We start from the raw sequence: 15,473 nt of genomic DNA, 5'->3' as shown, positions 1-15,473 counted from the left end.
AAATGGAGCGCATAACCATACTACTTATGTATGTCCAGAGAATGGTCTATAAACGTACCTTCGAATATCTCGATAATTTGGGTCTTATGTCCATTGCTGCTTTTCTGGAGGATAATGGGTACCGGGCCCGTGTATTCACAGGCATAACCACCGATGCAGTAAAGGTATTTGAAGAGGAATCCCGGAAATACCCGATTTTTGCAGTAGGGCTTTACTGCGATTATGACAATCAGAGTGCTGTTGTTTCTATGAGCCTTATACTTAAAGAAAAATATGGGGTGAGAGTATTAGTAGGAGGACCCCAAGCTCTTCATGTAGGTGAAGAGTTTTTAAAAGCTGCAAGATGTGACTTTCTTATTCGAGGAGACGGAGAATATGTCATTCGCGAGCTCTTAGACTGGATGGCCTGGGGTAGAGGAACCCCTGCAAATATAAAGGGTATCGTATACCTTGATGAAGCCGGACTGGAGGTGTCTACTCCCGAACGTCCTCCCATAGATGACCTGGTTGCACTCCCAGCTCCCAGTTCCCAACACCTTCTGCGCCGTCCTCATAAATATAACCTGTCTGTAGCCTCTGCGCGCGGCTGCCCTTTTCGATGTACATTCTGTTTCGAGGGCGGAAATACAAAAAAGCTACGCCTTAGAAGCGTGGAATCAGTAAAAGAGGAAATAATCCGCGGATTGGATGAAAACCCTGAAATAAAATATATCTGGTTTGTAGATGACACTTTTACCATAAGCTATGACAGGATCGCCTTGTTCTGTGAAGTCATGTCAGACCTCCGGAGTTCCAGGGACTTTGTATGGTTCTGTGAAGGACATGCGAGTATATTGTCCAGATGGCCGCAGCTTGTTTCCATGATGAAGGATGCAGGAATGGTAAGAATGCAAATCGGTATGGAGGCCGGATGGCAGTCTGCTCTGGATATGTACGGCAAGCAGACGACAGTGGAACAGATTGAAGAGGTGGTGCACCTATGCTGGGAATGCGACTTGCCCCAGCTGGCCGGTAATTTCATCATAGGAGGAGTACATGAAACAAAAGAAACTCTTGAGTTTACATCAACCTACATTGAAAAGCTTCTCATTGCAACACCGGGATTGCTGGATATCTCCACTACTTTTGTTATTCCCCTTCCGAACACAGCCATATCCAATTACCCACATGATTTTGGCCTGAACATACTGGACCGCAGTTCACTCACTTCGCTGGAGGATTTTCCTGTAACAGAAACCCTTGTATTTTCAAGGGAAGAACTGTGCCACGAAAGGTATAAGTTTGTAAAAATGCTTTCTGATACGATGAAATATCTGCTAAAATCCAACAAGATTCCCCATGGCAGGCTTAAGAAGCATTTTGAGCTTGCACTGCGTTATGGGGTATCCAGCACATGGTATAAATACCTGTATACAAAAGATACTGCAATAAGGCGCTACTATACAATGCTTATCACTACACCGGCAAAAAGGCTGGAAGAAATCCTCCCGTCAGAGCTGAAAAACTGGTATCCATGCAGGGTTTTCGATATAGAGGATAAGGCTGGCTGGTCTAATGGACGACCTGCTTTGTATGAAGCAACTCTTTCACCCATTGAGTACGAACTGCTTTTACTATGCAGCGGAAAAATAAATCTGAACAGTATCCAGCTCCTCATGGAGCAAAGGCATCCAGATGGATTATCAGGAGATCAACTTTGCAATAGCTTAGAGGGTATTCTTAAAACTTTCCAGGAACGCCATTGGGTGCTGTTTATGCCCCCTTGACTGTATATGCATAAAGATGACGCCTGCCGTATAAATATACGGACAGGCATCGCTTTAGAAACTGGGTATCAAGTCGAGGAAGTCTGCACTGCTACAAAAGCATAGTCCACACCCACTATTGTCAACCCGACTGCCTGGTCAATCTGTTTACCGTCATCATTTGACTCCTCCAGAGCATCTTTCAGATCATCTATAGACTCGCATATGACATCTTTAAGCTCGTCTAAAGCCTCTGTAAATTCATCCAAGGTAATATCATAACCGTGTTTTGCCGCAAGATTAAGAAATTCCTCAGTAGTCTTTGCGTTTGCAAAAGCTTTCGCTAATGATTTATCAGAACGTAATTTTTGAATAAGGGCTTTCGCATTATTAATTGACACTTTTTTCACCTCCTTTCACATACAGTAAAGCTCATAAAGTCATATTCTATACTTTGCAAAATACAAGCCAGTACATCTTATCAAACTTACGGAAAGTCTCAATAACACTGCCTTTAAAAGCCTCCATTCCTTCATACCGTTCTCCGAAAGTGCTGTACATATCCTCAAGAACTTCTTCGAAGCGCAGTTTTGCAGAGCACCTTAGAAGCAGCTCAAATTCCAGCGGTGACAGGACATACCCCCCGATTTTCGGAAACCCCTGCTCAAAGTTTACAGCTCTACGTATTTCAACTGTACGCTGAGGCCTCCACCTCATCAATTCATCCTGCGGCACATCCTCAAACCGTACCGCTGCACCTTTTGCAATCATCCTGAAGTACTCATCCAGGAAATGATTTTTTTTGAAGATTTCCGTATACCACATACTGGTGATACCGTATTTCATAGCACTTTTATACTGGGACAGGATGGTTTTGTAAGGAACCAGCCCTTTGTCCGTAATTTCATTCATAACACGGAAAATATGCCTGCTGATGCGGACGCGGTATTTTAAGATATCCTCCAAAGTCATGCCGTTTGCTTCAATCAGCGGATAGTCGTCAAAGGATTTGGCTCCCTGAGGGTCTGATATGGCAAGCTTGAAAGCCTCTGGATTTTCAGCTATTGCTGTACCGGGATAGGGCCGCAGAAATCCTGTAAGTATATCAATCACTCCGGGAGCTTTCCTCAAAAGCCTCTCTGCAAAAGCCTCTGTTTCTCCAATTGTCTTTTCGCATTCCGCAGGGCCGCCGATAATCAGATTGGTTGCAATTTGCGGGACCCCAACTTTTACTGCTTCTTCTATAACAAACTCAATTTCATCAAGCGTTACCTGCTTTCTGTATAAATCCAACACATTCTGGCAGCCTGTTTCAACGCCTATCTGTAAACGGGCAAGCCCCGACTCTGCCATCAGCCGCATCATCCCGGGCCATTTGGCAAGTAAATGTACATGGCCTTCGCAATACCATACAAAATCCCTTCCGCTGCGTAGTATTTTTATGCCCTTGCAAAATGCTTGAACCCTTTCAGTACTCAAAGTAAACGTATCATCCGAAACAATGATATAATTTAGTTCCGGATAAGTATCAAGGTTATGTTTTATTTCCTCCATCACCTTATCCATACTTCTCAGTCGGACCCTCTTTTTATGGTTGCTCTCATAACAGAACGCGCAGGAAAAAGGACATCCACGTCCGGTAAATATACTCCGCCCGTAAGTCCTGCCGGTGTGGAGAGAACGGTGGTATGCCGGCAGGGGCAATGTATCCAGGTCAGAAACAGGTTCATTGTCAGCGTTTGAGACAATACCCGCCGAATCATCCAGCCATGTAATCCCTTTAATATCTTCACGGCTGCCCTCATGCTTTACAATGAAGCCTATAAGCTGTGGCAGGGTATGTTCACCCTCCCCCCTTACAACATAGTCACACCGTGACTTTCTAAAAAAGTCCTCTTTTAGGTCCATAGCCTGAGGGCCTCCCACAACTACAGGAATCCGGTACTTTTCTTTGACAAAAAGGCTTAATTCCTCCACTACCGAACGGTTCTCAAAATCACATGCAAAACCTATAACTGCAATATTCCGGTACGATACTTCCCTTGCCAGTATCTCCGGTACCTCGTGAGCATACCCGTGGAATACCCATGGGTCATACCCTCTTTCTTCAAGTACTGCAGCAAGATAGAAGGCTCCCATGTAGTCGGAACAATCATTGGATGGTCCAGCCATGGCGCGCTTCACATTAAAAAGTAAAACAGATTTCATAATATTGAATTAATCCCCCTGATATTGCTTTATCATGCATCCATAAGAATGTCTACAATGGTGCATAGACCAACCAGTATTTTTTTTCAAAAGACCTCAATATCCGCCTTGCCATATCATCAAACTCCCTACGGGTTTCAATCCTGCCGGAGAATTTATCATATACAATGTCCAATACCTGGCAAAGGCACAGCTTCCCTGTACTGTACAACAACAACTCAAACTCCAGCGGCGAGAGTACATCCCTTCCTATTCTGGGGAATCCCTGCGAAAAATCAACATCATGCCATATCTCCATAGTCCTTTGTGGACGCCACTCTTCAATCCGGTTTTCAGGGATTTCATCAGACCGGCTTACCGCCCCACGGGCCAGCAGTGTATAATAGCCGTGTACAAAAGGAACCTGGCTGTAAATTGCAGTATACCATACAGACACAGCTCCATAGGAGTGAAAACGGAAACAGTTCAGCACCCTTTCATGTGGCACTTTGCCTTGCCTAAACAGCCGCATCATTACACCCACACCATGGGCTATCAATTCTTTTTGCGCCTTTGCGATTTCCTCTCTTGTCATAGCCTCTGTCTCAGTCACAGGATAGTCGGAGAAAGTAGTATTTCCTTTTGGATCAAGAATGCGTATGCCATACTTTCCGGGACAACGTGCAATATCAGTATCAGGGTATGGCATCAACGGGCTGGGGCCTAATTCAATTATGCCCGGCGCAAGCTCAATAAGCCTTTCATAAAAGGCTTTGTTCCTTTCTATGGTCTCACGGCTTTCGAAGGGACCTCCTGTTATAAAAAATCCTACGATTTGATGTACCCCTGCATCAACTGCAGCCTTGATTACATTTTCTATTTGCGGTACCGTGGTTCCTTTGTTATATTTGTCCAGAACACTCTGCACTCCGGATTCAATTCCCATCTGCAGCCTGACCATCCCGGCTTCTACCATATCTGCAAGCATTTCAGGCCATTTGTCCAGGAGCTTTATATGCCCCTCACAGTACCAGATGAAGTCCCTTTTTTGTCTCAAACGTACAAGCCCTTCGCATAGCTTCTTCACACGCTCAGGTGATAATGTAAACGTATCGTCCGCAAAAACAATATAATTTATGTAAGGTTCATTATCCAGTATTGTTTCCACCTCATGCAGTACATGTTCCACGCTTCGCAGCCGTACACTTCTCGAAAGGCTGCCTTCATGGCAGAAAGCACAATTAAAAGGGCATCCTCGGCCTGTCAGTACATGAGCCTTCCTGCGTACAGGCCTGTTTACCCACCTGTGAAGTGCCGGCAAAGGCAGCTCGTCAAGGTTTTGAACTATATTCCCACAAGGCTTTTGTATGAGAGTCCCACTTTCGTCCACATAAACTACACCGCCCAGCTCCCGCCAGTCGCCCCCTTGCTCACAGAGGCAGTCCAGAAAGCGCCACAGTGTAATTTCACCTTCTCCGGCTATAGCAGCGGTGCATTTTGAATTGCTTATATATTCAGCATCCATACCACTTACCTGAGGACCCCCAAAAATTACCGGCAAACCGTAATTGCTGGCAATGAACCGGCTCATCTCCGAAACCTCAGTCCGGTTTTCAAAATCGCAATAAAAGCCTACAGCCAATATTATATTTTCCTTGCTCTGTCTCCCAAGAAAATCCCTTGCCAAGGACGGCTCCCCCTGGTAAACAAGGGCATCATACCCTTTGGTCTCCAAAAAAGCAGCCAGTGCCAGCAGTCCAGGCGATTCCACTTCTAGATTCAATATATCGCTTGTTATCCTGTGTATATTAAATAGCAAGACCCTGCCTTCCATACTTACTCTCCTTTTTGCCCGACCAATCCGTCAGGTGTGATTAGTAGGGTACAAATACCAGCCAGTTCCGTCCTTCAAATTCCTTAAGGATTTTCATAATTATCTCCCTTGCCTCCTTTGAGTTTTCATACCTTCCGGAAAACTTCCGGCAGATTTCATCCACCACTTGCCATAACTTAAGTTTTCCGCTGCAAAGAAGTATCAGTTCATATTCAAGGGGTGACAATACATATCCAAGTATTTCAGGTATATCTCCCCTCCAAGAAATACCGTTCCATAAAGTAAAAACACGTACCGGACGATAGTTGTCAATTTGGCTGGAATCAATGTCCTCCATCCTTTTCGCGGAACTTCCTGCCAAAAGCATATACCGCCTGTGGAGAAAATGTTTTTGAGAATAAATAGCTCTATGCCATATACTGGAAATCCCATAGTCAGCATTCAACCGGTAGTGCCGTATTATATCCCTATGCGGAACCAAACCCCTATCTACCAGTTCACTCATACGTTCCAGCATCCTGTGTGTAAACATTCTCCGTGCCGAAGCTATTTCGCCCAATTCCATTTTTTCAGTAGAAGCTACAGGATAATCTCCTATTGATGTCAAAGCGTCCGGGTCTACAATGTCCATTCCAAACTTTCTGGGGCAGCGCGTCATAGCCGTACCGGGAAAAGGCATGAACAAGGTCAGGGATATGTCCAGCATGCCTGGCGCTAAGCTTAGCAGCTTGTCGATATATGCCCAAGTCTCTTCTATTGTCTCCAGGGTTTCTCCAGCTCCCCCGATAATTATGTTGCCGCAAAGCTGGGGCAAATCCGCTTCCCGGCACAATAGGATTACTTCCTCAATTTGCTCAAGTGTAGTTTGCTTGCGGTATTGCTCTATTACATGCCTGGAACCTGACTCTATTCCTATCTGCATACGGACAAGTCCCGCATCAACCATTTGCCTTATTACCCCGGGTTCTTTGACCAATGTGCTGGGATGACCCTCGCAAAACCATACAAAATCCTTTTTTTCGCGTAAACGGGTCAATTCTGTACAAAACTCCAGAACACGAGACGTATTGAGAGTAAATGTGTCGTCGGAAAACCATACATATCTTGCGTATGGATTTTGGTCAAATAATCGGATTATTTCAGCTGTTACATTTTGAACACTGCGCAGACGTACAGTTTTTGTGTTTCCACCTTCGTAGCAGAAAGCGCAATGAAACGGACAACCGCGACCGGTCAATAAAGAGAAGTTATTTTTTCGTTGGGTAAGAGAATGGGACGGATTTTGAAACGGCAGTGCGTCCAAATCCGTAATTAAGCTTCTGTCCGGGTTTGATTTCAAATCGCCTTTTTCATTAATGTATGTAATGCCGGCTATGCCTTCAATACTGCCTTTGTTGTGTACTATATATTCCAACAACTCCCATAATGTATATTCACCTTCACCACGAGCAACAGCGAAACATCCTGATGAAGTGATAAATTCCTTGCTTAGCGCCACTGCCTGGGGTCCGCCTACAATGACAGGTATACCCCAGTGTTCTTTTACATAGCTGCTGAAACTCTCTACTACCGATTGGTTTTCAAAATCACAGTACAGTCCTACTGCAGAGACAGTCCTTTTTTTTATCTCTCTTTCCAACACCGCAGCTGCTTCTGTTACCGTACCAGAAAAAACCCCTGGATTATATCCCTTTTCCCCTATAAATGCGGCTAAAGCCATCAAACCAAGAGGATCTATATATTCAAAGGAATTTTTGAAAAGGATTCTTTGTATGAAAAAAAGCAAAACATAAGGTTTTCTCTCTACGGGAACTGTCTCGCCATAATTCATGCATACCTCCACTGCCATCCAAATTTCTTTCGTCATCGCCATATTCCCTACTAATATATGCCATCACATTTATGTGGATGCCAATTAATTCACAAGTTAAATGCAGCATAAGTCCGGACTAAGGATCAGACTTCTACAAATAATTTGATGATCTATTAATCAGTATTCGGGAATAGATATTTAAAACGTTAAAAGCGAATCCAAAGGATTTATGGAAGGGAGTTTTTTAAAAGAGAGATAACAGCGGTTTTGTAATGTGCTCTGGAAGCATTGAAAGATTTGCTGGAATATATGAATCATTGGCTGAGCAATTCGGATTATGAAATGGCCGAGCATTTGTTAATTGAAAGTATTAGCCCTAAACCTTCAAAGAAAGGCTATTTGGAGGCAGAATTCTATATTCCTAACATCCTTCCAGAATCAGTTCTCTGGAATTATGAAGGAAACAAGTAATACCCTTATAGATAAATTGAATCAGAGCTTGCCATATATAAAATACCTAATACATTTTTGTGTAAATATCGTTGTGTCCCATAGTTTCTGCGAGTTTTCACGGCTGGCAGGATCATTAATTTGGATTTTCCCATTATTTACTCCCCAAGACAATATAAAGTGTCCGGCTCCTGGTCTAAACCAATCTTTCATGCGGCATACAACAAGTTTACCATTTTTAAGCGAATCTAAAACCGTATTCAGGTCACTTGTCTGGCTGAATTGTAATTTATACTTAGCTGCCGCATGTTGAAAAAACTCGTCCTCTGTACCCTCTAAACCACGGTCATTCATAGAAATGGCGTCCTTTGCACCATCTATAGGCGTGTATTTGGGATTTTGCAAGGTAGCTTGTACCATTGCAAAGCAAGTTACACCACAGCCTGAACTTTTAATATTAGCCTGGGGGTGATTTGCTGATGGATACGGATAACTTGCGTATGGCTCATCATATTGACTATAGTATGTTGGTTTCATTGATTGCACCTCCAATTAAATATCACCAAATTATCCGGGAACTGATCCTTTCTCTGTCTGTCCTGCATTCTCCGCTGCAGTAAACACATTTTGAGTAGACTGTACAACACTGTTTTCCAAGGCCTTCCCATCTGTATTGACAGCCTTAGATAATTTTTTTATCATATTTCTAGATACAACCTGTATGAAACTGTCAGATGAGATTCCGGCGATAAGGCATAGGCTTCCAAAAATAAAAAAGTCGGTATGTCCGCCTTCTAATCTATCAATAATATCGCTAGAAAGCAGGGATAAAAAAAGAGGTACAAGAAAAGAAGCGCCAATTCCCAGTATAACACTGTACAGCAAGCTCACACTGTCAGTCTTGCCATCTCCTCTAATTGCTTTCTGTCTGGCTATCAGGTAATTGATACAACCTCCAAAGGCACCAAACAGAATCATAATAATAACTATAGCCAACATAAAAAGCTCTGGTGACAATATTTCCAATGTTTTATTCATAATATCAGCCTCCATCTTTTTTTAGCAGTAACGATACTATTTGTAATATATAAAGCAGTTTCTCAAAGATCTATTCAGCGCAATTCTACCATTGTCTACCTTAATTGTCAATAAATCTAATTTTATGACTATCTTCGACAAAGACCACATAGCCACCCATGTAAATACCAATTTCGTAAAGAAAAAATAGAAACTCCGTCTACAGCTTTAAAGTGACAGTTAATCAGAATTTTTGTTTTGGGAGAGTGAGCCATTTTGAAAAATCAAAGATTATAATGATTTGTAAGCCTAAACTTTCGTGGACACTAAAAAAGTAAAGCCCAATCCAAAGATATTTTAAACAATTTATCTCCTTGGATTGGGCTTTACATTATTATTTTATTATGTTACTTTATTGATTCCTCAATCGCAACTGCAACTGCAACTGTTGCACCAACCATTGGGTTATTGCCCATACCGATAAGACCCATCATTTCAACGTGTGCAGGAACTGAAGATGAACCTGCAAACTGAGCATCTCCGTGCATTCTGCCCATAGAGTCGGTCAAACCGTAGGAAGCTGGTCCTGCAGCCATGTTGTCCGGATGAAGCGTTCTGCCGGTACCGCCGCCGGAAGCAACCGAGAAGTATCTTTTACCGTTCTCACCGGCCCACTTCTTATATGTTCCTGCAACTAAGTGCTGGAATCTTGTTGGATTGGTTGAGTTACCGGTAATTGAAACGTCAACACTTTCCTTAATCATTATTGCAACACCTTCAAGAACATCATTTGCCCCATAAACTCTAACCTTAGCTTTTTCCCCATTTGAGTAAGCTTTGGTATTAACCACTTTAAGTTCGCCTGTAGCAAAATCATAATCAGTTTCTATATATGTAAAACCGTTGATTCTTGAAATTATATATGCCGCATCTTTTCCGAGACCATTTAGGATAACCTGAAGTGGCTCTTTTCTTACTTTGTTTGCTGTTCTTGCTATGCCTATAGCACCTTCTGCAGCAGCAAAAGATTCATGTCCTGCAAGGAAGCAAAAACATTTTGTTTCTTCTTTTAACAACATTGCACCGAGATTACCATGTCCGATACCTACTTTTCTGGAGTCAGCAACGGAACCAGGAATACAGAAAGCCTGCAATCCTATACCTATAGCTTCAGCCGCTTCAGCTGCATTCTTAACACCCTTCTTTAACGCAACACCACAACCCAGAGTGTAAGCCCATACAGCATTTTCGAAAGCGATAGGCTGCACGTCTCTTACTATTTTATCAACATCTATACCCTTTGAAGTACAGAAATCCTTTACTTCTTCAAGACTTTTAAATCCGTATTCAGCCATACAAGCATTTATTTTATCTATTCTTCTTTCATATCCTTCAAATCTAACCACTTTAATCACCTCTCTTCTAAATTATTCATGTCTTGGATCAATAACTTTTACTGCTTCAGCAAATCTTCCGTAAGTACCAATGTTCTTTTCATAAGCTTCCTTAGGATCAACACCTTTTTTAATGGCATCCATCATTTTTCCGAGGTGTACGAACTTATAACCGATTACTTCATTATCTGCATCAAGTCCGATATTCAATATGTAACCTTCAGCCATTTCCAAGTATCTTACACCCTTCGCCTTAGTTCCGAACATTGTTCCGACCTGTGAACGCAAGCCTTTACCCAGGTCTTCAAGTCCTGCACCTATAGGGAGTCCACCTTCTGAGAAAGCTGACTGTGTTCTTCCATATGCAAGTTGCTTGAATATTTCTCTCATTGCAACGTTTATTGCATCACAAACAAGGTCAGTATTCAATGCTTCAAGGATAGTTTTTCCACTGAGAATTTCTGCAGCCATTGCAGCTGAGTGAGTCATACCGGAGCATCCCAGAGTCTCAACAAGAGCCTCCTCAATTATACCTTCTTTAACATTTAGTGTGAGCTTACAGCATCCCTGCTGTGGTGCACACCAGCCTATACCATGTGATAAGCCGGATATGTCTTTTACCTCTTTTGCTTTTACCCATTTTCCTTCTTCAGGAATTGGGGCTGGCCCATGATTTGGACCTTTTTTGACGCAAATCATTTGTTCAACCTCATGTGAATAGTTCATTTTTAGTACCCCTTTCCATAATAATTTTTTATTCACTAAAATAAGATTTTAGTTAGCACTTTGTTAAACTGATGGCTCCTACTTTGACTGTTCAAAGTAGGAGCCATCAGTATCTACGCATTTGAAGGTGAGCTCCGTCACCATTAGACATTTTAACATAGTATACAATAAAAGTATACCGAAAATTGCTAAAATGTTAAACTTTTTAGCAATTTTTGATAAGCAAATGACAAATCTAAAAAACATAATGTAGAAACAGTAAGTTAGGAGTAAAAAGCTGAAGGACCCTTATAAAGTAGCTTTGAGACTAATTCAGTCATTTCTTCTGTTGATTCGATCATACCATCTATTAACCATTTTTGTACTATACTTAAAGTACCCGTAATGGCGAAGCTTTTCAAGTACTCTGAGGTTCTTGCATCTATATTCAAGTCATTGTGAATATCCGAGATTATTTTTTGCTGTGCTAAAAACATTATTTCTCTATGAAAAGAGGAATCCCCGTTTTCACTAAGTAAAGTTATGAATAAGTCACCATTCTGCGCTATATAGTCGAGTATTTGTTTCAATGAATGTACTGTCTGTATTGTTTGCTTGGAAAAAGCATCTTTACTTATGAATTTTTTCAGTTCTTCAATCACTTCCTGCTCCAACTGCTCAAGCAAATCGTATTGGTCTGTATAGTGTGCATAGAAGGTGCTCCTGTTTATATCGGCGGTTTCACATAGCATTTTAACGGATATCTTTGAGATTGGATTTTCCCGCATCAGCTCCACAAGGCCTTTTTTAAGGAACATTTTTGTGTACTTTACTCTACGGTCTGCTTTCTCATTTTTCATGACTACTCCTTAATAAATATGAATTTTTTATTAATAATCAACACATCTGCCAAATATGTAGTGGAATATACAATATCAAAAAATCTGTTGGTTGTAATGCATCATCATGCATATTATAATTCATTTGTGATATTATCGCAACACATTGTTGTTTATATTTCACTACTGATGTTAACACAGTAAACAGTTTAATAAAAATCCAAGAGAGGAGTAGTGAGTTTGAAAAAAATTATAAAAGCCCGTTGGATAATATTCTCAATATGGGTTATAGCAGCTATTCTGCTTACAGTGATTCAGCCTGATATTAATGCAATACTAAGACATAAAGGTCAGCAAGGCCTTGATGAAAACAGTCCATCGGTAATTGCAAATTCCATATTAAGCAAGATGGATACATCGAAAGGTACCGATAATATTATAGTTTTTTATGATAAAAATAAGATTTCCGATGAAGAAATGAAACAAATCAGTGATGGTGTAAAAGCAATCAGAGCCAGCAGTTCTGAGTTGGGAATTGATAAGATATTTGATCCCTTTAGTATGCCCCAGGCAAAAAATTCTTTAATTTCAAAAGATGGTACAATGCTAATGGTAAGCTTTAAGCTTGATAAGGGATCAAGAGAAATAGATGATATCAAAAAAGTCTTTGATAATAAACTGAGCAACGTACATGTAGAGCACTATCTTACAGGAGAAGACTTTATAGGTAATGATTATCTTAAGGCAGCTCTGTCAGGCGTAGAAAAGAGTGCTGCATTAACAGTTATATTCATTTTGGTAGTACTGATAATTATGTTCAGATCGGTAGTAACCCCTATTGTATCCCTATTGGCAGTAGCGTTTTCCTATCTTTGTTCCATGGGTATCGCAGCTCAATTAATTGATAAAGCCAATTTCCCTGTAACCTCTCTTACACAAGTGCTACTTGTACTTATACTCTTTGGTATAGGAACCGATTACAATATCCTTCTTTTTAACAGGTTTAAGGAAGAACTATCCAACGGCTGCTCTATAGATGATGCTATAGTAAAAACCTATAAAACCGCAGGAAAAACAATCGCCTTTAGTATACTCACTGTATTGATAGCCTTCTTCAGCCTTATTTTCTCTGAATCACCTATATATAAATCCGGTATTGTTGTAGTAATCGGTGTAGCCATTATGTTGCTTGAAATCCTGACCTTGACACCTCTTGCAATGAAGGTTTTGGGCAATAAGCTTTTCTGGCCCTCAAAGAATACATCCGGTCATAAGGAAAGCAAGCTGTGGGATAAAATATCCTCTGCTTCAATAAAGCATCCTGCTATTTCTGTTTTGATCATCGCATTAATTATTGTTCCAACGGTGTATTTTCACCAGCAAAAACTTAACTTTGATACCATTAAAGAACTTGGAGATACACAGCCTTCCTCAAAAGCCTTTAATCTAGTTGCAGAGCATTTCGGCCAAGGTCAGGCGATGCCTGTTAATATTGTTATTGAAAATACCAAAGCACTTGATAATAATGAATCTCTTTCAGTAATTGATAACTTGACTGAAAGACTCAAGAAAATAAATGGAATACATCAGGTATCTTCTGTAACACGGCCCGAGGGTAAGCAAATTGATAATTTTTATATCGGCAGCCAGGTAAATTCAGTCACAAAAGGCATATCAAAGACTCAAGACGGTGTAGGGCAAATATATGACGGACTGAAGTTGGCTCAGGATAAGCTTGGTTCAGCAGACTTTATAAAAGTCAGTGAGATGGTTGATGGTACAGCACAGCTTCAAAATGGTATGGTTGCATTAACTATCGGGTTAAAGCAGATTCAATCGGGTATAGCTGGTGGCTCAAAATATTCACAAAATATAAGCAACGGTATAGCTACCATAGAAACTAATCTCTCAATGATGAGCAACGGAATTAGATCGTTAGCTGATAATTTTGAAAAGATGCAGGCTGGTTACAAATATATGGGTACCCACTACCAGGGTGCTGCGCAGGCCCTTGTCGGTGTAAAAAGCACTCTGTCCCAGATGCAGTCAATGGTAACAGCTTTAGGAAACAATTATACAAACTCTCAAAGCGATCCTAGCTATCTGGGTTTAAAGCAAACCATAGATAAGTTATTAGAATCATTAAGCGGAATTTCGCCAGAAGGTATAAAAGCATTAAATGAAAATTATAATAATGCCACTTCCGGCTTTGGAACAGCAAATAAGAGCTTGTCAGAAATAAGCAGCGGCTTGTCTCAAATGGCTGCAGGGTTAAAAGAACTTAGAAACGGCCTTGGTAAAGCAGCTTCAGGAATAGGCACTATAGTTAATAATATGGATAGCGTAACCGACGGTCTTGGACAGATGAAATCAGGACAGCAGCAGCTTGTATCAGGTCTCAATGGATTTAGTTCCTTCGGTAATAAGTTATCCGATGTAAACAACGGACTAAAGCAAATTTCTGACGGACTTGGAAAGACTAACGGATTTCTTTCTCAACTTAATACAAATAAAACCTTCTATATTCCCAAGGAAGCTTTAAATGATGAAGGCTTTAAGAATTCATTTGATATGTTTATGTCCGGCGACAGGACTATTACAAAGTTGATGATTGTTCTGAATGACGATCCTTATTCAAAGGAGGCTCTAAAAACTGTAAAAGAAATAAACAAGACTTTATCTGGCGGACTTAAAGACACAGTTCTTTCAAACGCAAAATATGGAGTGTCAGGATCAAGCGCAATGACCGGTGATATGAATGATGTATTGAATCGAGATCTTAACAGAATGATAGTAATAGTTCTTATAGGAGTATTCCTTGTACTGCTTCTAGTTATAAGATCCTTCTGGACACCGGTTTTCATAACAGCATCCCTTATGGGGTCGTACTATGCGGCTATGTTTGTGCTAAACTATCTTTTCATAAATCTGATGGGATCAGAGGGTGTTTCTTCATACGTTCCCTTCTTCTCCTTCATTGTAATCGTGGCATTAGGTGTAGACTACAGTATATTCCTGATGATGCGTTACAAAGAATACCCTCACATGTCTCCAAAAGAAGCAATAGTTATGGCTTCCAGACATATAGGAGGCGTAATAACATCAGCAACCATAATACTTGGGGGCACATTCGCAACCCTTATACCTTCCGGTTTAACACTTTTATCGCAATTGGCCATAGCCGTAATTGCAGGATTGATAGTTCTATGCTTTATATTGCTACCCGTTTTCCTTCCGGCTATGATTGCACTTCCTAGTACTATGGCAGTTTTGTTTTCAAAGAATAAGGACATCTAAAAGCAGATGAAGAAAGCGCATTTTATAAAAGCATAAATAAGGGCTGCTGCACAAACTGAAACTTTAGTGTGCAGCAGCTTTTTCAGTGATTTATATTTCTTGAATGATTCTATTTAGTCCGGTATAATGCCGTATTCAAGTTACTTATGCTACTTTTTCCATATAGCCTTCAGGGTAATTGGTAAACGCCGA

General features: G+C 40.9%; 12 protein-coding genes and 1 riboswitch. Of the genes, 3 read left to right on the top strand and 9 right to left on the bottom strand.

Annotation, left to right across the window (positions count from 1 at the left end; translation table 11 throughout):
* Positions 1 to 2: 2 nt before the first annotated feature.
* The gene (locus N3I35_15190; GenBank protein ID MCX8131424.1) at positions 3 to 1,766 is read left to right on the top strand and encodes a B12-binding domain-containing radical SAM protein; all 1,764 of its coding nucleotides are present in this window, start codon (positions 3 to 5) and stop codon (positions 1,764 to 1,766) included.
* Between the two features lie 68 nt (positions 1,767 to 1,834).
* On the opposite strand, the gene N3I35_15185 is transcribed toward N3I35_15190, so the two are convergent.
* Genes N3I35_15185 through N3I35_15170 form a run of 4 tightly spaced genes read right to left on the bottom strand, consistent with a single transcriptional unit; the run spans position 1,835 to position 7,597 of the window.
* The gene (locus N3I35_15185; GenBank protein ID MCX8131423.1) at positions 1,835 to 2,146 is read right to left on the bottom strand and encodes a Nif11-like leader peptide family natural product precursor; all 312 of its coding nucleotides are present in this window, start codon (positions 2,144 to 2,146) and stop codon (positions 1,835 to 1,837) included.
* Between the two features lie 46 nt (positions 2,147 to 2,192).
* On the bottom strand, positions 2,193 to 3,953 hold the full coding sequence (locus N3I35_15180) for a B12-binding domain-containing radical SAM protein (protein ID MCX8131422.1): 1,761 nt from the start codon (positions 3,951 to 3,953) through the stop codon (positions 2,193 to 2,195).
* Between the two features lie 52 nt (positions 3,954 to 4,005).
* Positions 4,006 to 5,766 carry a B12-binding domain-containing radical SAM protein gene (locus tag N3I35_15175; protein MCX8131421.1) on the bottom strand — a complete coding sequence of 587 codons (1,761 nt, stop codon included), beginning with the start codon at positions 5,764 to 5,766 and terminating at the stop codon, positions 4,006 to 4,008.
* 40 nt (positions 5,767 to 5,806) lie between these two features.
* Positions 5,807 to 7,597: a B12-binding domain-containing radical SAM protein gene (locus N3I35_15170; GenBank protein MCX8131420.1), complete on the bottom strand. Its 1,791-nt coding sequence runs from the start codon at positions 7,595 to 7,597 to the stop codon at positions 5,807 to 5,809.
* Positions 7,598 to 7,888: 291 nt separating this feature from the next.
* On the opposite strand from N3I35_15170, the gene N3I35_15165 reads away from it, so the two are divergent.
* The gene (locus N3I35_15165; GenBank protein ID MCX8131419.1) at positions 7,889 to 8,050 is read left to right on the top strand and encodes a hypothetical protein; all 162 of its coding nucleotides are present in this window, start codon (positions 7,889 to 7,891) and stop codon (positions 8,048 to 8,050) included.
* 21 nt (positions 8,051 to 8,071) lie between these two features.
* On the opposite strand, the gene N3I35_15160 is transcribed toward N3I35_15165, so the two are convergent.
* From N3I35_15160 to N3I35_15140, 5 genes are all read right to left on the bottom strand, one after another.
* Positions 8,072 to 8,566, bottom strand: coding sequence for a C39 family peptidase (locus N3I35_15160; protein ID MCX8131418.1), 495 nt, complete (start codon positions 8,564 to 8,566; stop codon positions 8,072 to 8,074).
* 30 nt (positions 8,567 to 8,596) lie between these two features.
* Entirely contained in the window at positions 8,597 to 9,067 is a 471-nt protein-coding gene (locus N3I35_15155) for a hypothetical protein (protein ID MCX8131417.1), read from the bottom strand.
* A gap of 386 nt (positions 9,068 to 9,453) precedes the next feature.
* Positions 9,454 to 10,452 carry a GGGtGRT protein gene (locus N3I35_15150; protein MCX8131416.1) on the bottom strand — a complete coding sequence of 333 codons (999 nt, stop codon included), beginning with the start codon at positions 10,450 to 10,452 and terminating at the stop codon, positions 9,454 to 9,456.
* A 21-nt stretch (positions 10,453 to 10,473) separates the two neighbouring features.
* Entirely contained in the window at positions 10,474 to 11,166 is a 693-nt protein-coding gene (locus N3I35_15145; GenBank protein MCX8131415.1) for an iron-sulfur cluster assembly scaffold protein, read from the bottom strand.
* A gap of 90 nt (positions 11,167 to 11,256) precedes the next feature.
* A riboswitch (Fluoride riboswitch) is annotated at positions 11,257 to 11,317 on the bottom strand.
* 112 nt (positions 11,318 to 11,429) lie between these two features.
* Positions 11,430 to 12,005: a TetR/AcrR family transcriptional regulator C-terminal domain-containing protein gene (locus N3I35_15140; protein MCX8131414.1), complete on the bottom strand. Its 576-nt coding sequence runs from the start codon at positions 12,003 to 12,005 to the stop codon at positions 11,430 to 11,432.
* Between the two features lie 213 nt (positions 12,006 to 12,218).
* Here N3I35_15140 and N3I35_15135 point away from each other — a divergent pair, with 213 nt between their 5' ends.
* The gene (locus tag N3I35_15135) at positions 12,219 to 15,281 is read left to right on the top strand and encodes an MMPL family transporter (protein MCX8131413.1); all 3,063 of its coding nucleotides are present in this window, start codon (positions 12,219 to 12,221) and stop codon (positions 15,279 to 15,281) included.
* Positions 15,282 to 15,473 lie beyond the last annotated feature (192 nt).

The organism is Clostridia bacterium, from assembly GCA_026414765.1.
Taxonomy (GTDB): domain Bacteria; phylum Bacillota; class Clostridia; order Acetivibrionales; family DSM-27016; genus SKW86.
Note: the sequence above shows the minus strand (reverse complement) of the source record. Positions and strands in the feature narration are given on the sequence as shown.

Coding starts and splice junctions, on each gene's coding strand:
- N3I35_15190 (MCX8131424.1), top strand. CDS start 3: ATGGAGCGCATAACCATACTACTTATGTATGTCCAGAGAATGGTCTAT.
- N3I35_15180 (MCX8131422.1), bottom strand. CDS start 3,953: ATGAAATCTGTTTTACTTTTTAATGTGAAGCGCGCCATGGCTGGACCA.
- N3I35_15175 (MCX8131421.1), bottom strand. CDS start 5,766: ATGGAAGGCAGGGTCTTGCTATTTAATATACACAGGATAACAAGCGAT.
- N3I35_15170 (MCX8131420.1), bottom strand. CDS start 7,597: ATGAATTATGGCGAGACAGTTCCCGTAGAGAGAAAACCTTATGTTTTG.
- N3I35_15165 (MCX8131419.1), top strand. CDS start 7,889: ATGAATCATTGGCTGAGCAATTCGGATTATGAAATGGCCGAGCATTTG.
- N3I35_15160 (MCX8131418.1), bottom strand. CDS start 8,566: ATGAAACCAACATACTATAGTCAATATGATGAGCCATACGCAAGTTAT.
- N3I35_15155 (MCX8131417.1), bottom strand. CDS start 9,067: ATGAATAAAACATTGGAAATATTGTCACCAGAGCTTTTTATGTTGGCT.
- N3I35_15145 (MCX8131415.1), bottom strand. CDS start 11,166: ATGAACTATTCACATGAGGTTGAACAAATGATTTGCGTCAAAAAAGGT.
- N3I35_15140 (MCX8131414.1), bottom strand. CDS start 12,005: ATGAAAAATGAGAAAGCAGACCGTAGAGTAAAGTACACAAAAATGTTC.